General features: G+C 70.0%; 17 protein-coding genes and 3 pseudogenes. 12 read left to right on the top strand and 8 right to left on the bottom strand.

Features of this window, described 5'->3' with window-relative positions:
- Nucleotides 1-5: 5 nt before the first annotated feature.
- Complete coding sequence (locus tag XF36_RS02715; RefSeq protein ID WP_060710752.1) at nt 6-830, bottom strand: mycofactocin-coupled SDR family oxidoreductase; 825 nt, start codon at nt 828-830, stop codon at nt 6-8.
- A 141-nt stretch (nt 831-971) separates the two neighbouring features.
- On the bottom strand, nt 972-1,856 hold the full coding sequence (locus tag XF36_RS02710) for a LysR family transcriptional regulator (protein WP_060710751.1): 885 nt from the start codon (nt 1,854-1,856) through the stop codon (nt 972-974).
- A gap of 106 nt (nt 1,857-1,962) precedes the next feature.
- On the opposite strand from XF36_RS02710, the gene XF36_RS02705 reads away from it, so the two are divergent.
- Both XF36_RS02705 and XF36_RS02700 read left to right on the top strand, forming a co-directional pair.
- Complete coding sequence (locus XF36_RS02705) at nt 1,963-3,195, top strand: acyl-CoA dehydrogenase family protein (RefSeq protein WP_060710750.1); 1,233 nt, start codon at nt 1,963-1,965, stop codon at nt 3,193-3,195.
- Nucleotides 3,196-4,335: an acyl-CoA dehydrogenase family protein gene (locus XF36_RS02700; protein ID WP_060710749.1), complete on the top strand. Its 1,140-nt coding sequence runs from the start codon at nt 3,196-3,198 to the stop codon at nt 4,333-4,335.
- Nucleotides 4,336-4,615: 280 nt separating this feature from the next.
- Here XF36_RS02700 and XF36_RS02695 read toward each other — a convergent pair whose 3' ends face one another.
- Nucleotides 4,616-5,278: a TetR/AcrR family transcriptional regulator gene (locus XF36_RS02695; RefSeq protein ID WP_060710748.1), complete on the bottom strand. Its 663-nt coding sequence runs from the start codon at nt 5,276-5,278 to the stop codon at nt 4,616-4,618.
- A gap of 73 nt (nt 5,279-5,351) precedes the next feature.
- Between XF36_RS02695 and XF36_RS02690 the strand changes: the two are divergent.
- Nucleotides 5,352-6,801, top strand: a pseudogene (locus XF36_RS02690) (MFS transporter).
- Nucleotides 6,798-7,985 (top strand): cytochrome P450, encoded by a 1,188-nt coding sequence (locus XF36_RS02685; protein ID WP_060710747.1) that lies wholly within the window; start codon nt 6,798-6,800, stop codon nt 7,983-7,985. Before XF36_RS02690 ends, XF36_RS02685 begins: the two are co-directional and overlap by 4 nt.
- 318 nt (nt 7,986-8,303) lie before the next feature.
- On the opposite strand, the pseudogene XF36_RS29890 reads toward XF36_RS02685, so the two are convergent.
- From XF36_RS29890 to XF36_RS35420, 4 genes and pseudogenes are all read right to left on the bottom strand, one after another.
- A pseudogene (locus tag XF36_RS29890) lies at nt 8,304-8,470 on the bottom strand (IS481 family transposase); the annotation flags it as partial.
- A 125-nt stretch (nt 8,471-8,595) separates the two neighbouring features.
- Nucleotides 8,596-8,859, bottom strand: coding sequence for a hypothetical protein (locus tag XF36_RS32110; RefSeq protein WP_168169447.1), 264 nt, complete (start codon nt 8,857-8,859; stop codon nt 8,596-8,598).
- A gap of 197 nt (nt 8,860-9,056) precedes the next feature.
- Nucleotides 9,057-9,533, bottom strand: a complete 477-nt coding sequence (locus tag XF36_RS02675) for a hypothetical protein (protein ID WP_060710745.1) — start codon at nt 9,531-9,533, stop codon at nt 9,057-9,059.
- A 30-nt stretch (nt 9,534-9,563) separates the two neighbouring features.
- The gene (locus XF36_RS35420; RefSeq protein WP_414706228.1) at nt 9,564-9,947 is read right to left on the bottom strand and encodes a hypothetical protein; all 384 of its coding nucleotides are present in this window, start codon (nt 9,945-9,947) and stop codon (nt 9,564-9,566) included.
- A 247-nt stretch (nt 9,948-10,194) separates the two neighbouring features.
- Between XF36_RS35420 and XF36_RS02670 the strand changes: the two genes are divergently transcribed.
- From XF36_RS02670 to istB, 4 genes are all read left to right on the top strand, one after another.
- Nucleotides 10,195-10,968, top strand: a complete 774-nt coding sequence (locus tag XF36_RS02670; RefSeq protein WP_060714360.1) for an HARBI1 family protein — start codon at nt 10,195-10,197, stop codon at nt 10,966-10,968.
- A 294-nt stretch (nt 10,969-11,262) separates the two neighbouring features.
- The gene (locus XF36_RS02665) at nt 11,263-11,964 is read left to right on the top strand and encodes a phosphopantetheine-binding protein (protein ID WP_060710744.1); all 702 of its coding nucleotides are present in this window, start codon (nt 11,263-11,265) and stop codon (nt 11,962-11,964) included.
- A 147-nt stretch (nt 11,965-12,111) separates the two neighbouring features.
- On the top strand, nt 12,112-13,371 hold the full coding sequence (istA, locus tag XF36_RS02660) for an IS21 family transposase (RefSeq protein WP_145981219.1): 1,260 nt from the start codon (nt 12,112-12,114) through the stop codon (nt 13,369-13,371).
- The gene (istB, locus tag XF36_RS02655; RefSeq protein WP_060713594.1) at nt 13,368-14,219 is read left to right on the top strand and encodes an IS21-like element helper ATPase IstB; all 852 of its coding nucleotides are present in this window, start codon (nt 13,368-13,370) and stop codon (nt 14,217-14,219) included. The genes istA and istB overlap by 4 nt, the downstream gene beginning before the upstream one ends.
- Before the next feature lie 117 nt (nt 14,220-14,336).
- Here the strand turns inward: istB and XF36_RS02650 are convergent.
- A pseudogene (locus tag XF36_RS02650) lies at nt 14,337-14,570 on the bottom strand (transposase family protein); the annotation flags it as partial.
- A 158-nt stretch (nt 14,571-14,728) separates the two neighbouring features.
- On the opposite strand from XF36_RS02650, the gene XF36_RS02645 reads away from it, so the two are divergent.
- From XF36_RS02645 to XF36_RS02630, 4 genes are read left to right on the top strand one after another with little or no spacing between them, the layout of a single operon-like run.
- Nucleotides 14,729-16,186, top strand: coding sequence for a CitMHS family transporter (locus XF36_RS02645; RefSeq protein ID WP_202968467.1), 1,458 nt, complete (start codon nt 14,729-14,731; stop codon nt 16,184-16,186).
- 45 nt (nt 16,187-16,231) lie between these two features.
- The gene (locus XF36_RS02640) at nt 16,232-16,912 is read left to right on the top strand and encodes a GntR family transcriptional regulator (protein ID WP_060710741.1); all 681 of its coding nucleotides are present in this window, start codon (nt 16,232-16,234) and stop codon (nt 16,910-16,912) included.
- Between the two features lie 60 nt (nt 16,913-16,972).
- On the top strand, nt 16,973-18,349 hold the full coding sequence (locus XF36_RS02635; protein ID WP_060714359.1) for an acyclic terpene utilization AtuA family protein: 1,377 nt from the start codon (nt 16,973-16,975) through the stop codon (nt 18,347-18,349).
- Between the two features lies 1 nt (nt 18,350).
- Nucleotides 18,351-18,704, top strand: coding sequence for a DUF4387 domain-containing protein (locus XF36_RS02630; RefSeq protein ID WP_060710740.1), 354 nt, complete (start codon nt 18,351-18,353; stop codon nt 18,702-18,704).
- The last annotated feature ends 32 nt before the right edge of the window (nt 18,705-18,736 follow it).

Genomic DNA, 18,736 nt, shown 5'->3' with positions numbered 1-18,736 from the left:
TCCTTTCAGCGGTTGAGGTAGCCGGCGTCGACCGGGAAGGTCACGCCGGTGACGTAGCGGGCCTCGTCGGAGGCCAGGTAGACCAGCGCGTTGCTGACGTCGACGGGCTCGATGAGCGGGACCGGCATCGGGTTCTGGTAGTTCGGGCTGCCCGCGATCTCGGGGAACCGCTCGACGAACTCGCCGTAGGCCGCGTTGGCGACCATCGGCGTGTCCACGCCCGTGGGGTGCACGGTGTTAACCCGGATGGAGTGCTTCGCGAGCTGCGAGGCGTAGAGCCGCATCAGGCCGACGACGCCGTGCTTGGCCGCGGAGTAGGCCGCCTGCCCGGGCAGGGTGTTCAGCCCGATGCTGGACAGGCCCGCCGCGGAGCTGGTGATCAGGATCGACCCGCCGCGGTCCCGTTCGATCATCGACGGGAGGCAGACCTCCACCGTCTGCCAGACCCCGGTGAGCAGCGTGTCGATGCCGTCGAACCAGGCCTGGCGCTGCTCGCCCTCGTTGATCACCGGCATGATCCCGGCGTTCGGCAGCACGGTGTCGACGTGCCCGAACTCCCGGACGCCCGCCTCGTGGGCGGCCTCCAGCGCGGCCCGGTCGCGCACGTCGGCGACCCGGGCCACGATCCGTCCGCCCGCGGCCTCGACGAGCGCGACGGTCTCGTCGAGGTCCTCCTTGGTCGCCATCGGGTAGAAGACGGTGGGGATCTGCTCGCAGATGTCCACCGCGACGATGGCGGCGCCCTCCTCGGCGAGCCGGACGGCGTGTGCCCGCCCCTGCCCCCGCGCGGCCCCGGTGATGAAAGCGACCTTGCCCTCGAGCCTGCCCATGGACGGCACCCCTTCGATCGAACGGCCGGGGCCACAGCGGGACCACACCCCCGGCCCCGTCACCGCGAGTGCGCGAAGCCTATTGGCGTTAGGTGAAGCGTGTCCACGACCACGTCGGCGACCTGCGGATGACCGATCCGGTCACGCGTGGAGGCGACGCGACAGCGCGGGGAGCCCGTGCAGGAGACCGCCCCGGTCGGCGCGCCAGACGGCGTGGGTCTCCAGCCGCTCGCGGTCGTCCTCGAAGGGGAGCAGGAGCACCGGCTCCTGGAGGAACACGTTGCGGGTCGCCCCGAACCGGGCACCGCACATCGTGAAGGCCTCACCCGCCGAGACCATCGGCACCAGCTCGGCGTGCGCGGCCTGCACCGGCAGCCGGCCCGCGACACCGTGCCGGGCGAGCAGGGTGTCGGCCGCGTGCGCGACGAACGGGGCCGACGACGCCTTCAGGGAGGTGTAGGGCAGGTGCGCGAGCTCGGCGAGCCGCAGCGAGTCCCGCCCGTCGAAGCCGATCCCCTGCGCCACGACGACCCGGACCGGCTGGGACTCCACGACGACCGACGACAGCCGCGGGTCGTCGACGCGGCCGTGGACGAAGGCCAGGTCCACCTCGCCCTTGAGCACGGCCCGCACGAGCGGGGCGGTGCTGGCGGGCCGCTGCCGCAGGACGAGCCCCGGGCGCTCGGCGCGGACCAGGGTGAGGAACCGGGAGCGCAGGTCCGGCGACACCTCGGGCGCGGTCCCGACGGTGACGACCGTCTCCCGCGACGCCGCCGGGGGGAGCAGCCCGGGGAGGGCGTCGACGCGCTCGACGATCCCGCGTGCCTCGTCGACGAGTGCCCGGCCGGCGTCGGTCAGCGTGACGCGGTGGTAGTCGCGGACGAACAGCTGCACACCGAGCTCGCCCTCCAGGTCCCGCACCCGCCTGCTGAGCGGGGAGGTGGCCATGCCGAGCCGCTCGGCCGCGCGGGAGAAGCTCGCCTCCTCGGCCACGGCCACGAAGTACCGGAGATGTCGGACCTCCACGGCCGGAGCATCGCCTCGGGGCGGGCCGTTTGTCCACTTCCCCCCCCGCAACCTATACATGTTAGGTTGCGGGGGCACCGGCGAGCGAGGGAGTGGCGCAGCAGAGATGGATCTCCAGTGGTCAGCGGCCGATCTCGCCTTCCGGGACGAGGTCCGCGCGTTCCTCGACGAGAAGCTCACCCCGGACCTGCGCCGGGCCGGCCGGCTGATGACGAGCGTGTACGCCGACCACGAGGCGAGCATGCGGTGGCAGGCGGTCCTCCACGAGCGCGGCTGGGCCGCCCCGGCCTGGCCGGTGGAGCACGGCGGCTGCGACTGGACGCTCACCCAGCACTACATCTTCTCCCGCGAGTCGGTCCTCGCCGGAGCGCCGCCGTTGTCGCCGATGGGGATCTCGCAGGTCGCCCACGTGATCGTCGAGTTCGGGACGCCCGAGCAGCAGGCGTACTTCCTCCCCCGGATCCTGAGCGGCGAGATCTTCTTCTGCCAGGGGTACTCCGAGCCGGAGGCGGGCTCCGACCTCGCCTCCCTGTCGATGTCCGCCGTCGTCGACGGCGACGACCTCGTCTGCACCGGCAGCAAGATCTGGACCACCCACGCCCACGAGGCGAACTGGATGTTCTGCCTGGTCCGGACGAGCCGGACCGGGAAGAAGCAGCAGGGCATCACGTTCCTCCTGATCGACATGACCTCGCCGGGCATCGAGGTCCGGCCGCTGGTCATGACCTCCGGGGAGCAGATCCAGAACCAGGAGTTCTTCGACGGGGTGCGGGTGCCGCTGTCGAACGTGATCGGCTCGGTCGACGACGGCTGGACCGTCGCGAAGTACCTGCTCGAGTTCGAGCGGGGCGGCGCGGCGGTCGCGCCCGGGCTGCAGGTGACGGTCGGGGAGGTGGCGCGCGCCGCGAGCGGTCAGCCAGGCCCGGACGGGCGCCCGCTGATCGACTCACCGGACTTCGCGGCGAAGCTGGCCGAAGCCCGCATCCGGATCGACGTCTTCGAGATCCTGGAGTTCCGGGTCCTCTCGACGGCGGCCGAGGGCGGCAACCCGGGGACGGCGTCGTCGATGCTGAAGATCCTCGGCACCGAACTCAGCCAGACCCTGACCGAGCTGCTGCTGGAGGCCGCCGGCCCGCGCGGGCACGCCTACCAGCCGCACGCGACCCGACCCGGCGGCCCGGTCGCGGGCTTCGTCCCACCGGCGGACGGCTACCTCAGCGGCGAGGAGTGGCAGGCGGTCGCGCCGCTGCGCTACCTCAACGACCGAGCCGGGACGATCTACGCGGGCAGCAACGAGATCCAGCGCAACATCATCGCGAAGGCGGCTTTGGGGCTCTAGATGGACTTCCAGTTGACCTCGGAGCAGGAACAGCTCCGCGACACGCTCGCCGGTTTCCTCGCGGCCCGCTACGACCTCGCGCGCAGCCGCGAGATCGCCGGGTCGGACGCCGGGTGGCAGCCCGCGATCTGGCAGGCGTTCGCCGACGACCTCGGGATCCTCGGCGCGGCACTGCCGGAGGACGCCGGTGGCTCGGGCGGCGGCCCGGTCGAGGTCATGGTCGTCGCGGAGCAGCTCGGCCGCGCGCTCGTCGTCGAGCCCTATGTGGACACGGTGGTGCTCGGTGGCGGCGTGTTCGGCCGCGCGGGCGCGACCGACGTGCTGAAAGGTGTCGCCGCCGGCTCGGTCCGCATCGCACCGGCGCTGGCCGAGCCGGGATCGGGGCACACCGCGCACGACGTGTCGCTCACGGCCCGCCGCTCGGGCGGCGGCTGGGTGCTGAGCGGCGCGAAGGTCGTCGTCCCCGGGGTGCCGCAGGCCACCCACCTGCTCGTCAGCGCCCGCACCTCGGGCGGGCGGCGCGGGCTCGACGGGATCTCGCTGTTCGCCGTGCCGGTCGACGTCGACGACCCGCCGGCCGGGCTGCGGATCGCCCCCTTCCGGACCGTCGACGACCGGCACGCCGCGGACCTCGTGTTCGACGACGTCCGGCTGCCCGCCACCGCGCTGCTCGGCGTGGAGGACCGCGGCTGGGACCTGCTCGCGCCCGCACTCGACGAGGCGGTCGCCGCGGTGTGCGCCGAGGCGGTCGGATGCCTGCGGACGGTGCTCGCCGACACCGTCGCCTACGCGCGGGAGCGCCGGCAGTTCGGGCAGCCGATCGGGTCGTTCCAGGCGCTGCAGCACCGGATGGTCGACATGCACATGGAGGTGGAGCAGGCAGTCTCGGCCACCTACCTGGCGACGCTGCGGCTGGGCTCGGAGCCGGCCGAGCGGGCGCGGGCCGTGTCCGCCGCCAAGGTGACGGTGAGCCGCGCGGCGCGGTTCGTGGGGCAGAGCGCGGTCCAGCTGCACGGCGGGATGGGGATGACCCAGGAGCTCGCGGTCGGGCACTACTTCAAGCGGCTCACCGCGATCGAGTACGAGTTCGGCTCCGCCGACCAGCACAGGGCCCGCTACACGCGTCTGTCTCGCAACTGATCCCATGATCACCGGACGGCTCCGCGGAGCGGACCGGACCCGTCGGCACGCTGAGCACCAGTGCTACTGCCGGATTGGTACCACGACGATCACGTCGCTGCGCGGGGAGAGGACCCGTTCGAGGACGTCACTGTCGACGGTGGAGTGCTCGACCCGTCTGGCGACACATCCCCCGTGTCACGGGCTCTGGGCCTCTGCTGTCCGCAGTCGCCGGTCCATCGGAACCGCCTCGGCGACCACCGGCGACGGGCGGCAACAGGCAGTTCCCGCACGTGCATCTCTAGTCGGCCCGCATCGTGGAACTCACCGGCGCTGTCCAGATCCCCACCAGCGCGTCGACGAGGCCGGTGGCGGCTCCGTCCCAGGATGACCGTGGGGTGGGCAGCCCCTCCGCCAGTGCCCTCTCCCGCTCCGCGAAATGATGCACGAGCAATTGCCGGCAGATGTCGCCGCGTTCGAGTCGCACCTCGGGTGGGAGTGTCGGCAGTGCCGCGTTCAGACCGTCGAGAACGGTGGTCAGCGACCGGGACCCGAGCGATTCCCTCACCATGATTTCGCGGAGCCCGGGATCGGTCATGATCTGCGCCCCGAATCGGGCGTACCAGGTCGGCGCCCCCCGCTCGGCGAGGTGCTCGGCGACCGGACGCACAAGGCAGTCCACCCACCTACGCACGTCCGGCGCGGAACCGAGAGCAGCCACCATCGCCTCGCGCCGCGCGTCCATCTCTGCGGCATGCCGCCGAATCAGCGCCCGCACAAGGTCGGCCTTCGTGCCGAAGTGGTAGCCGACGACGGTGTTGTTGCCCTGCCCCGCCGCCTCGGCGACGGAACGGTTCGACACCGCACGCACCCCATGCTCGGCGAAGAGCCGCTCCGCCGCGTCCAGGATGCGTTCGCGGGTCACCCCCGCCCGGTCCACGTACTGCCGGTCCACTCTGCTCATGACCTCTCCCTCGCCACCAACAGTCAACTCCCCGCACTTGATTCAGTCAATTGATTGACTTAGCGTCCATCGCATGACCCGTCCCGTCACGGCGCCCGGCTCCCCGCCGGGAGGGCCCGTCCCCGGCGAACGCGCCCCGGCGCTGGTCGCCGTCCTCGCCGCGGCCGGCATCGTGGTCTCGCTGCAGCAGACCGTGGTGATCCCGCTGGTCCCGCTGTTCCCGCGGCTACTCGGCGCAGACCCGGCCGATACCGCATGGATCGTCACCGCCACCCTGCTCGCGGGCGCGGTCGCGGTCCCTGTCGTGGGCCGGCTCGCCGATATGGTCGGCAAGCGCCGCATGCTCCTGGTGTCTGGGTGTGCTGGTCTCCGGCTCGGTCGTCGCCGCGCTCAGCACCTCCCTGGTTCCGCTCGTCGTGGGCCGGGCGCTGCAGGGACTCGCCGCGGGCGTCGTCCCCTTGGGCATCAGCCTGATGCGCGACCTGCTACCGGCCGAGCGGGTCGGGTCGGGCACCGCGACGATGAGCGCCTCGCTCGGCGTCGGCGGCGCACTGGGCCTGCCGCTCTCGGCACTGGTCGTGCAGGCCGCAGACTGGCACGCACTGTTCTGGACAGCCGCCGCGCTGGGGACCCTCGTCACCGCCCTCGTCGGGAGCCTGGTGCCGGAGTCGCCTCAGCGCACCGGCGGCCGATTCGATCTGCCCGGGGCACTGCTGCTCTCGGTCGCGCTGGTCACGCTGCTGCTGGCCGTGTCGAAGGGTGGTGACCCGGGCTGGGCCGGGGCGGTGACGCTGTCGTTGGCCGGGGCCGCCGCCGTCGCGCTCGTCGGGTTCGGCCTGCGTGAGCTGCGCACCCCCGACCCGTTGATCGACCTGCGGGTCAGCCGTCGCCGGCCGCTGCTGCTCACCAACATCGCCTCGGCCGTGTTCGGCTTCTCGATGTTCGCCATGTCGCTGGTGTTCCCACAGCTGTTGCAACTGCCGAAGGAGACCGGCTACGGGCTGGGGCAGTCGATCCTGGTCGCCGGGCTGGTCCTGGCCCCCGGGGGACTCTGCATGATGGCGATGTCGCCGATCTCGGCGCGGATCAGCGCCGCTCGGGGCCCGCGGACCACGCTGATGATCGGCGCAGTCGTCGTGGCCACCGGGTACGGGCTGGGAGCGGCGTTCCACACCGCGATCTGGCAGCTCGTGCTCAGCTCGGTCGTCATCAGCTCCGGGGTCGGCCTCGCCTACGGGGCCATGCCCGCTCTGGTCATGGCGGCTGTGCCGGTCACACAGACCGCGGCCGCCAACAGCCTCAACAACCTGATGCGCGCCATCGGGCTGTCCACTGCCGGCGCCGTCGCGGGTGTGCTGCTGGCCCGCATGACGACAACCGTGGACGGCGTCGCCGTCCCGTCCGAGGCCGCCTTCCTCGTCGTGATGCTGCTCGGCGCCGGCTCCGCCCTCGTCGCCGTCGCAATCACCGCCGCGATCCCGCGTCGACCCGCCACCAACCCCGTCCGAGAGGACCACTCGTGACCACCGCCGACCTCGACCTGCAACGCACCGACTTCGGGCCCGCCCCCGCCGCAGAGGCGCTGCGCGACCAGCCCCTGCGCCGCGTGCCGACCCCGTTCGGCCCGCAGGCGTGGATGCTGACCCGCCACGCCGACGTCCGCCGAATGCTCGGCGACGCCGATTCCTTCCGTAACGGGTGGACCCCCGCCGACCTGGAAGGCTCCCCCGGCCGCGACCCCCGCCAGCTCTCCGGAGACCGCAGCGGCAACCTGCTCTCGCTCGACCCGCCCGACCACACCCGGCTACGCCGTCTACTCACCCCCGAGTTCACAGTGCGCCGGATGCGCCGCCTCGAACCGCGCATCGCGCAGATCGTCGACGACCATCTCGACGCGCTCGCACGAACCGGCCCGCCCGCCGACCTGGTCACCCACTACGCGCTCCCCATCCCGTCCCTGGTCATCTGCGAGCTACTCGGCGTGCCACCGACCGACCAGGCAGAATTCCAGACCCGCACCGCCAGCCAGCTCGACACCACCACAGGTGAACAGGAGCGGGTCACGCTCGCCGCCGAAGCGCTGGCCTACATGCAGGACCTCGTCTCCCGCGCCCGACGCGACCCCGGCGAGGACCTGATCGGGATGCTGATCCGCGAGCACGCCGAAACCCTCACCGACGCCGAGCTCGTCGGCGTCGCCAACCTACTGCTGGTCGCCGGCCACGAGACCACCTCCAACATGCTCAGCCTCGGCACCCTCGCACTGCTGCGCCACCCCGAGCAGCTCGCCCTGGTCCGTGACGAACCCGAGGCCGTGCCCGCCGCCGTCGAGGAGCTGCTGCGCTGGCTGTCGATCGTCAACTCCGGCTCGCCACGCCTGGCCGCACGGGACGTGGAGATCGGCGGTACGACGATCCGTCGCGGAGAGCTCGTCTTGTTCCACCTGCCCGCCGCGAACCGCGACCCCGAGATCACCGAGCAACCCGGACGCCTCGACATCACCCGCCCATCGACCAACCACGTCGCGTTCGGGCACGGCATCCATCACTGCCTGGGCGCCCCATTGGCCCGGATGGAGATGAAGGTCGCGTTCCCGGCGCTGCTGCGCCGGTTTCCGAAACTCCGACTGGCCGTCGACGACGATGATGTCGCCTGGGCCGGACACAAAGCGATCTTCGGGCTCGAGAGACTCCCCGTCATGTGGTGATTCACGGGACCGGCGCCCACGACGGGTGAAGAGCCCGGAGGGGCCGGAGGGGCCGTCATCCCGACCCTCCCATGTCGACCTGTGGCTCGGACAGGCCTCGCCGACCCAACGAAGACGGCGTGCGCCGTGCGCAACCGACACATGGTAGAGGCGACGATCCAATCGACCGACATGTCGGCGTCGTCAGATGCTCGTCGGTGAACGCACCTCCCGCCCGTTGCAGCCCCTCACGCCCGACCCGCTCGGTGGCCGGGCGGCCGCGGGCGACAGTGCGCCACCCCGCAGGGTGAGCGCCGCCTCGGACACCAGCACCACCTCCCCCGCGCACGACAGGACCCGGCAGGTGGTGACCTCGCAGGCGGCGAACCAGGCAACCGCACGCGCAGCACGACGGTGGTGGCGGCTGTTTCGTCGTCGTGGATCTCGGCATAAGCGATGCGCGAGTGATCGTCGAGGACGGTGTGCACGAACACCATCCCCATCTTCGCCCGGTCTCCGGACGCGCCGGGGTCCACGGTGACCGGCAGGCCGACTCGGCGCTCTACACGATCACGATCGCCCGCCTTCGACTCGTCTTCGCCGCGGCCGGGGTCGCTATGTCGGCGACCCTCTACGAACCCGCGTTCGCGCTCACCGCAGCCTGGTTCGAGGAGCCTCCCGTGCCCGCGCGGTCGCCGTCGTCACCCTGCTCGGCGGGCTGGCCGCGACGATCTTCATCCCGCTGGCCGGCGTGCTCGCGCCCCACCTCGGCTGGCGTGCGGCGCTGCTGGCGCTGGCCGCGGTCGTCGCGCTGACCACGCTCCCGCTGCAGCTCGTTCTGCTGCGCGCCGGGCAGTGGACGGCACGAGGCCATGATCAGCTGAGCCGCGATCAACACCATAACCCGCCGACTCGCCCGGGAAGGCCCCGCCACTCGACAGCAACGCCGCAGGTTCACACCCACAAGTTGATCGTCTCAAACACACCCTTGCGGAAGGAGACCTGATCCACGGCTCCCATGTGTGGCAAGACGATCGCGACACTTGTCGAGCGCAAAACGCGTTTCACCACCCTTGTCCCGCTACCCTCCGGTCATTCCGCAACTGCGGTAGCGGGCCCGGACTCTTCCTGTATCGGACCGGCAAGGATGCCCTCGAGAGTGCTGCGCAGCTCATCCGGTACTCGCTCGATTGCGCGGGATGCGGAGATCTCCACCTCGATCGTCGCGTTCTCGGCGGACGTGAACCGTTCGAGCTCTGCCCCATACAGGAGAGTCAGGAAAGCCAACGACCCGAGGACTGGTCGAGGCATGTCGAGTGTCACCCACTCGTCGCTGTCTGCGGCACGGGTGTGAAGCGCGCCGTGACGGGCGACGGTCTCCGCGCGGCTCCCGGTGTCGGAGCCGTCGAGATCGGGCATCTCGAAACGGGTGCGTGAGTGGGCCACACCGTCACGTGGGCTGACGTAGGCGTTGTCGGTCGTCTGGATGCCTGCGACGGCATGGACGATCGAAGCCTCCAAGGCTTCCGCGGAGAGGGTCGCATCCAGTGCGTCGTTCAGGGTGGGCATCGTGCCTCCTTGTCCTGGCGGGGTGACGGCCTACGAAGACCCGCGACCTCGAGTGAGATGGTCAAGCCATGCAGCGTGTTGCCGATAGGCGGTTCGGCCCTGCAGCGTCAGAGTCAGCACTGAGCCTTTTTCAACCTGCCGTTCCGGCAGCTCAGGGGCCTGGTTGTGTGGGTGCAGACGCCGAGCTAGCGAGCCGGTGACCTGTGCAGCTGTGGTCAGAGCAGTTGCGCTGCAACCTTCGCGATCTCCTGACGCAGAAGCTCGCTGGTCAGGTTGAAAAAGGCTCACTGTCACCGGTCGCTGACGGTCGCCCACCTGTTCAGCATGCTTCAACTGATCGACGTATCCAGCATCCGCCAGCACACGCACATTCTTCGACAGATGCGAGTCGGTGATGCCCAGTTCTGCCTGCACTTCTGCGAATCTCAGCGAATCGGCGGCGGCGAGGATGGCACAGACCTGCAACCGGATCAGTGAGCCTTTCCCAGTAGTGGGGAGCGGCTGGCGGCGACACGCCGGGGGCGTGGAGGTGCTCAACGAGGGTGCGGGACCCCAGTAGAAGAGATCGGTCCGCTCAAAGATCGACTCACCACCGAGGTCCCGCGTGCCCGATCCTGTCACCTACACCGCCGTGCTCCCGATCGGGGAGCCCACCGCGTCCATGTTGTCGCGGCTGTTGGCCGAGGAACGCCTCCGGCGCGGGACCCGGCGCGGGCGTCGGGCGCTGGACTGTGACCGCCACGCGGTGCTGGTGCTGCGCTGGTTCCTCGACGCGACCCGGGTCGCCCAGCTCGCCGCCGACAACCAGCTGAGCCTGTCGAGTACCTACCGCTACCTGCACGAAGGCATCGACGTTCTGGCCGCCGCCGCGCCTGGACTGCCCGGCGCGCTGCTCGCGGCCCGCACCGCCGGGCACACCCACGTTCACCTCGACGGCACCGTGATCCACACTGACCGCTCCCGCACTCCCGGACCGACCCCGGGAGTGGATCTGTGGTGGTCGGGTAAGCACCACGTCCACGGCGGGAACGTTCAGGTCCTCACCGCGCCTGACGGGTGGCCGTTGTGGACCTCCCCGGTGCGCCCGGGCCGCGAGCACGACACCACCTGCGCCCGCGGTCACCCCGGCCTGCTCGACGCGATCGAGGGCTGGACCGACGACACCCACGTCGTGCTCGCCGACCTCGGCTACGAGGGTGAGAACACCCGCCTGACCTGCCCGTTCAAGACCCCCACCGGCGGCGGACTGTCGGTGGACAAACGCACCGTCAACACGCTGCACTCCGCCGTCAGGGCTGTGGCCGAACGCGGGAACTCCCTGCTCAAGACCACCTTCAAGGCGCTACGCCGGGTCAGCTTCTGCCCCTGGCGGATCGGCGCGATCACCGCCGCCGCGCTCGTCCTGCTCCACGTCGAGCACGACCGAACCACATGATCAACCAGCACCTACTGGGAAAGGCTCAGTGAGTGGATGACCTCGTCGAACACTGTCGATTCCGGCGGCGAACCGGAGCCGGTAGTACTTGCCATGTTGGCAAGCTTGGACTTCACTTGCCAACATGGCAAGTTGTGAGCTGGGTCGAGATCTCCGTGCGGAACCGCTGACCTGGTCGCGGGCACAGGAACGGCTGGACCCTCACCCATCACGCCTAAGTTGACCTGGACGGGATGCAGCGGCTCCTGCACGACGGGCGTCCAGCGGCCCAGTCGGTCGAACACCGGCCAGCCGGTGACCGACGCCGAGAAGCAGCTGACCGAGATCTGGGAGCAGGTGCTGGGTCGCGGCGGCATCGGGGTCTCCGACCGGTTCTTCGACCTCGGAGGCAACTCGCTGCGGGCGATCCAGATCCTGTCCCAGGTGCGCAGTCAGCTGGGCGTGGAGCTGGGGCCGGAGATGCTGTTCGCCCGGCCGACGATCGGCGCGCTCGCGGCGCTGGTGCCTCCGCGCCCAGAGCGCGGTCGAGACCATCACGAGCATCGGCGGTGCCGGACCTACGAACCGGCTCTGCCGCGGCTCTTGCTGCTGGACATCGAACGGACAGCGGTGCAGGCGGAAGCGTTCAACCGCAGCGATCTGCTCGACCTCTACGGCCCGGTCGACCCCGCACGGCTCGAACGCGCGTTCGCCCTCGTGGTGGAGCGACACGAGAGCCTGCGGACGACGTTCGGTGTGCTGGACGGGGAACCGGTGCAGATCGTGCACGAGCCGGGCGTCCTCTCACTCGGGATCGGCGTGCAGGACTTCTCCCACGAGTCCGACCGGCCGAAACCTCCCGCCGGTACGCCGAGCATCGGATCGGCACGCCATTCGACACGGGAACGCAGTCGCGTCCGCGCCGACCTGCTGCGCACCGGGGCCGACGAGTACAGCCCGACCGTCTCGATGAGCCTGTGCCAACCTGATCATGCGTTGGCGATCATGAGAGTCTGAACTGCGGCGATGAGCTCGTCGGCGGCGTTCGGACCGGATCGGATCTTCCGCCGGACCCACCAGTTCGTCAGCTCGTGTCGACGACGGGCTCAGACTGACCCCCTAGCGTCGGCTTGGGATTGACCCCCTCTGCACGACGCTGAGGGGGTGTTGTCGGTGGAGGACTGGGCCGAGATCCGTCGTCTGCATCGGGCCGAGGGTGTCCCGATCAAGGAGATCGCCCGCCGGCTGGGGGTGGCCCGCAACACGGTGCGCTCCGCGTTGCGGGCGCCGGGCCCGCCGAAGCGGGAACGGGGCCCGCGGGGATCGCTGGCGGATGCGGTCGAGCCGCAGGTGCGGGCATTGCTGGCGCAGTTCCCACGCATGCCGGCCACGGTGATCGCAGAGCGGATCGGGTGGGAGCACTCGCTGACCGTGCTCAAGGACCGGATCCGCCAGATCCGCCCCGAGTATGTCGGGATCGACCCGGTCGACCGGGTCGCCTACGCACCGGGCGAGATCACCCAGTGCGACCTGTGGTTCCCCGAGACCACGATCCCCGTCGGCCCAGGCCAGGAACGGGTCCTACCGGTGCTGGTGATGACGCTGGGCTACTCGCGGTTCTTGTCCGCGACGATGATCCCCTCGCGCCAGGCCGGGGACATCCTGTCCGGGATGTGGCAGCTGATCAGCGACGTCGGGCGGGTGACCCGCACGCTGGTCTGGGACCGGGAGTCTGCGATCGGCGGGACCGGGCGGGTCTCGGCACCGGCCGCTGCGTTCGCCGGCACTCTGGCCACCCGGATCCGGCTTGCCCCACCGCGGGATCCGGAGTTCAAGGGGCTGGTCGAACGCAACAACGGCTACTTCGAGACCTCGTTCCTGCCCGGACGTCGCTTCGCCTCCCCAGCCGACTTCAACCACCAGATCGACGACTGGCTGGCCCGGGCCAACACCCGCACCGTCCGAGCGATCGGCGGCCGCCCGGTGGACGTGCTCGCCCACGACTACGCGGCGATGACTCCGCTGCCGCCGCTGGACCCGCCGATCGGGCTGGCCCAGCGGATCCGGCTGGCACGGGACTACTACGTCCGCGTCGATGCCAACGACTACTCCGTGGATCCGCAGATGATCGGCCGGTTCGTCGATGTCGCCGCCTCACCGCGCGAGGTCGTCGTCTACTGCGCCGGCCAGGTCGTCGCCCGTCACGACCGCAGCTGGGCCCGCCACGCGGTGATCACCGACCCGGCGCACCAGCACACCGCCGCGGCGATGCGCCGCGCCCTGGCCCACGACCGCAACACCCGACAGGCCGCAGCACGCCGTCACCTCGACGGCCACCCGGTGACCCTGCGCGCACTGCCCGACTACGACGCCCTGTTCGGTGTCGACTTCGTCTCCACTGCCGAGGAAGCGAGCAGCTCATGACAACCACACCACCGAAGATCACCACCGACCCCGCTGGGAGCTCGGGGCCGGCCGGTCCGGTGCTGGCCGCGGTCCCCGACGGACTGCCGGCGATGATCGCCTACCTGACCCGGGTCCTGAAGACCCCGACCATCGCGGCCAGCTGGGAACAGCTTGCCGCCCAGGCCCGTGAGGAGAACTGGTCGCACGAGGAGTATCTGGGCGCGCTGCTGCAGCGCCAGGTCGCCGACCGCGAGTCCAAGGGCACGGTCATGCGGATCCGCACCGCGCACTTCCCCCAGGTCAAGACCTTGGAGGACTTCAACCTCGACCATCTGCCCTCGCTGCGCCGCGACATCCTGGCCCACCTGGCCACGAGCACGTTCGTCGCCAAGTGCGAGAACGTGATCCTGCTCGGCCCGCCCGGGATCGGGAAGACCCACCTCGCGATCGGGCTCGGCGTCAAAGCCGCCCACGCCGGCTACTCGGTCCTGTTCGACACCGCCAGCAACTGGATCACCAGACTCGCCGCCGCGCACCAGAGCGGCCGGCTCGAGGCCGAGCTGAAGAAGATCCGCCGCTACAAACTGATCATCATCGACGAGGTCGGCTACATCCCGTTCGACCAGGACGCAGCGAACCTGTTCTTCCAGCTCATCGCTTCCCGCTATGAACAAGGCAGCGTCATGGTCACCAGCAATCTGCCCTTCGGCCGCTGGGGCGAGACCTTCTCCGACGACGTCGTCGCCGCAGCCATGATCGACCGCCTCGTCCACCACGCCGAAGTCCTGACCCTGTCCGGGGACTCCTACCGCACCCGCGCCCGACGCGAGCTCCTGGCCAAACACAACCGCGCCAGCAACGACTGACCATCACCACACCACGCCGGGGGTCAGTTCCAATCCGTCGCTACGGGGTCACTCCCAACCCGCCGTTGACAGCTCGGCGTTCGCTCGTTCACCGGGTCCGCGGCGGCGAGCGTGGGCGGTGAACGCGTCGATGATGCCGTGGTCGCGGGCTGCGCCCATGTCGTGCCGCGCTCCGGACAGCGGCGGAGAGATCCACACCAGCCTGCCGATCTGGTCGGCGATGACCTGCACGTTCAGGGCGCGGGCCTCGTGCTTGCCACTGCAGAAGGCGCGGCCGTATCCCGAGGTCATACTCACGCGGTCGATGTGCAGCAGGGTGCCGTCGAGGATCACGAACGCCCGCCGTTTCGCGACCTCGGTCGTCTACTCCAAGGGCTGGCCCCAGCCGCGGGGGAAGGGTCCCCACGAAGGGCCGGACCCGTTCGCGCCGCCCGCACCGCGGGGCCGCTCGTCGAGCCCGGAGCCGGCTCGAACCCGCCCGGATCGAGTGGCGGCCGTGACGACGCCCGGTGAGCGAGACGGACAGCGTTGCCGTGGCAAATTTGCTATGGCATGATCCCTCCACCTTCCAACGACGGGAGATCCTCGTGCTCGCTTTCCTGGGCTTCGCCATGGTCATCGTGTTCATCGTGTTGATCATGACCGGGCGGATGTCACCGGTCGCCGCCCTCATCGTGTTGCCGCTGTCCGCCGGGTTGCTCGCCGGACAGGCGGCCGACCTCGGCGGATTCGTCGTCGATGGCATCGAATCCCTCGCGCAGACCGCACTGCTGCTCGTGTTCGCCATCATGTACTTCAGCCTGATGATCGATGTCGGGCTGTTCGATCCGGTCGTGAGCGCGATCCTGCGCTTCTCCCGGGCCGACCCGGTCCGGATCGCCATCGGCACGGTCGCACTGACGCTGGTGGTGTCGCTCGACGGTGACGGGTCGTCGACGATCCTCATCGTCGCGGCCGCCTTTCTCGCGCTCTACGACCGGCTCGGAATGTCCCGCGTCGTGCTCGGGGTCCTGATCATGCTGTCGATCGCCTGCACGAACATCACACCCTGGGGTGGGCCAGTCACTCGTGCGGCGGCGGCGCTGCAGGTTGATCCGGCGGAGATCTTCCTGCCGATGGTCCCGTCCATGGCGGCCGCCGCGGTCGCGATGTTCGGCCTCGCTTACGTCCTGGGGCGTCGGGAGCGCGCTCGACTGCAGTCGAGCGCTCGGACCGCCGGAGCACGAACGGGTACCGGCGTCGTGGCCGGGTCGGCCTCGGACGCTCTCGCAGCGCCGCCGGCCGTCGGGACGCAGCGGCTGTCCCGGGACACCCCGGAGATCGTGCCGGAGCGGGCCGTCCGGCATCGCCGGCTGTTCTGGTTCAACGTGGCCTTGACCGTGACGCTGATGGCCGCGGTCGTGCTGGAGGTCTGGCCGTTGGGGGTGCTGTTCGCAGTTGCGTTCGCGATCGCCCTGGTCGTCAACCACCGGTCGCCGAAGGAGCAGGCCGCGCAGATCACCGGCTACGCGCCGGCCGTCATCCCGGTGGTGTCACTGATCTTCGCTGCCGCCGTCTTCGTCGGGGTCCTGTCGGGTACTGGGATGATCGAGGCCATGGGGCTGGCACTCGTGGCGGCCCTCCCACAGTCCTGGGGCGCAGGCTTCGGCGTCCTCGTCGGCCTGCTGAGCCTGCCGCTCAAGTTCGTGCTCTCCAACGACGCCTACTACTTCGGCGTCGTGCCGGTGCTGGCGGAGGCCGGCGCGGTGCACGGCCTGACCCCGTCCGAGGTCGGCCGGGCAGCGATCATCGCCGGTCCGGTGCACGTCCTCAGCCCGCTGGTGCCGGCCTTGTACCTGCTGGTGGGACGGCTGGACATCACGCTCGGCGAGCTGCAGCGCAAGGGGTTGCCGTGGGCCGTGGCCCTGTCGGTCCTGATGCTCGCCGTCGCCCTGGCACTCGGCGCGATCCCGATCGGAGCGAGCTGATTAAGCTATAGCAAAACCAGTGGCGCAGGACGTCGAGGAGACCTCATGAGCACGCCGACACCAGCGGACCTACAGAAGCTCGACCAGGTCGAGTCGCTGGCCGACCGCGCCTACAACGTCTTGCGCGAGGGGATCGCAACCGGTGTGTTCGCGCCCGGAGAGCGGGTGACCGAACGTGGCCTGGCGGCCAGACTGGGGGTGTCGCCCACTCCGGTCCGTGAGGCGCTGCGCAAGCTGGAGCACGAGCGGCTGATCGTGCGCCTCGGCCCACGTCGCCTGGCGGTCGCCGAGCATTCCGACCGCGACCTACGCGGTCTCATGCACGTGGAGGTGGTGCTGCGAGCTGCCCAGGCCAGGCTCGCGACCGACCGGATCGACGACGAGACGGTCGAGGAACTGGCCGCGATCGTGGACGAGATCGAGAATCCCTCCACCGAAGACCCTGCGGATCAGCAACGGAGGGCGCATCGGTTCGACGAGGTCCTCACTGCGGTCGCCGACAATCCGATGCTGGACCAGATGATCGTCGGCGCCTCGCTGTTCGGCGCCGAGCGTCGGGCCCGGTCCCTGGCCCGAATGCAGCAGGACCCCGAGATTCGCCAGCACCGCGTGATCGCCCACCGGCATGTCCTCGACGCACTACGCCGCCGGGATCCCAACGCGGTCGAGGACGCCATGCGCGCTCACCTGAGCCACGTCATGGACTTCCTACTCACCATCGACTGATCCACGACCCGACACTCGTCGGCCTCAGGGCGGATGGGGTCGCTCGAAGGAGCCAACAACATGACCGACGACGTGTCCGACCCGGTACGAGTGCTCGTGCCCGTCGGAATGCTGGGGGCCGGGTTCCCACCCGGCACCATCGAGCGCGGGATCGCCCGGGGTGCCGACGCCATTGCGATCGACGGCGGATCGACCGACTCCGGCCCCTTCTACCTCGGCGCGGCGCAGGCGAAGAGCGCCCGCGCCGCCGTCCGCCGCGACCTGCGCGCGGTGCTGGGGCCCGCTGCCCGGGCCGGCATACCGGTGATCGTGGGGTCCTGTGGCACGTCGGGTACCGATGCCGGCGTCGACTGGGTCGCATCCGTGGTGGCCGAGATCATCGCCGAGGACGGGATTCGGGGACGGCGGGTCGCGAAGATCTACAGTGAGATCCGGCCGGCCCATCTGCACGCCAGACTGGCCGCCGGCGATGTCGTACCGCTCGAACCGGCGGCCCCGCTGACGCCGGACGTCCTGGACAGCTGCGCCCACGTGGTCGGCTTGATGGGGCACGAGCCGATCGCGGAGGCGTTGCAGGCCGATGCGAACATCATCCTGGCCGGCCGCGCGACCGACTGTGCGCTCATCGCCGCACTGCCCCTTCTTCGGGGCAAACCGTTCGGCCCGACATGGCACGCGAGCAAGATCGCCGAGTGCGGGAACCTGTGCACCACCGGATCCGTGCTCGGTGGGGTCCTCGTCCACATCGGTGACGACGGCTTCGTCGTCGAACCGACCGCAGAGGATGACCGGGCCACCCCGTACACGGTGTCGGCGCACATGCTCTACGAGAACGTCGACCCGTACCGGCTGCGGGAGCCCGCCGGAACACTGGTCACCACGAACGCCACGTACACCGCGTTGGACGATCGTCGGGTACTGGTCCGCGGTTCGGAGTTCGAGTTCGCCGAGGACTACACCGTGAAGCTGGAGGGCTCGGCAGCCGCCGGAGCGCAGACGGTGAGCATCGTCGGCATCCGTGAACCCGCCGTTCTCGCTCGGCTGGACGACTGGCTGAAGTCGCTGATGACTTATCTGAACGACCGCATTCCCGACACACTCGGTGTCGAGCCGGGGCACTACGACATCGACGTGCGCCCCTACGGTGCGAACGCCGTCCTCGGTGACGCCGACCCGGACCCGGGTCCACCCCGAGAAGTCGGTGTCGTCTTCTGTGCCACGGCAGCCGACCAGGACACCGCAACCACGATCGCCAAGTTCGCCAACCCCTTTCTGCTCCATCACGCCCTGCCCGGGACGGACTCGGTGCCGAGCTGGTCGTTCATGTCCTCCCCCGCCGAGATGGAGCGAGGTCCGCTGTACTCGTTCGTCCTGCAGCACGTCGTCCGGGTCGACTCGCCCCGCGAGCTCGTCCGCACCGAGATCAAGGATCACTGACATGGTCAACGCCCCTCCGCCGCAGTCCACGACCACGCCGTCCGACGCCGGCGCGACGGTCGGCGAACTCGCTTCCAAGATTCGCTCCAAGAACGCCGGCCCGTTCTGGGTGACGATCGACGTCTTCCTCCCCGACGACGACGCCTACCAGCGTCTCGCCGACGCCTCATGGCTGACACCGGAGGGAATCTCGCGCGTGTACGAAGCTCCTGCCGAGGCGGTGAAGATCTTCCGGATCCCGGAACTACGGGTGGTGAAGATCTCCTACCCACGATCCGTACCGCAGGGCTCGGTCAACGATCGGGACATCCACTCCGCGCAGCAGTACATCCCGCTGGCGGCCCACCATGTCTGATCGATGGCGCGGAGCGGGCGACCGGACCCGTC

The sequence above is a fragment of the Pseudonocardia sp. HH130629-09 genome, assembly GCF_001294645.1.
GTDB lineage: Bacteria > Actinomycetota > Actinomycetes > Mycobacteriales > Pseudonocardiaceae > Pseudonocardia.
The sequence above is the reverse complement of the archived record's forward strand: the minus strand, read 5'-3'. Positions and strand labels throughout refer to the sequence as shown.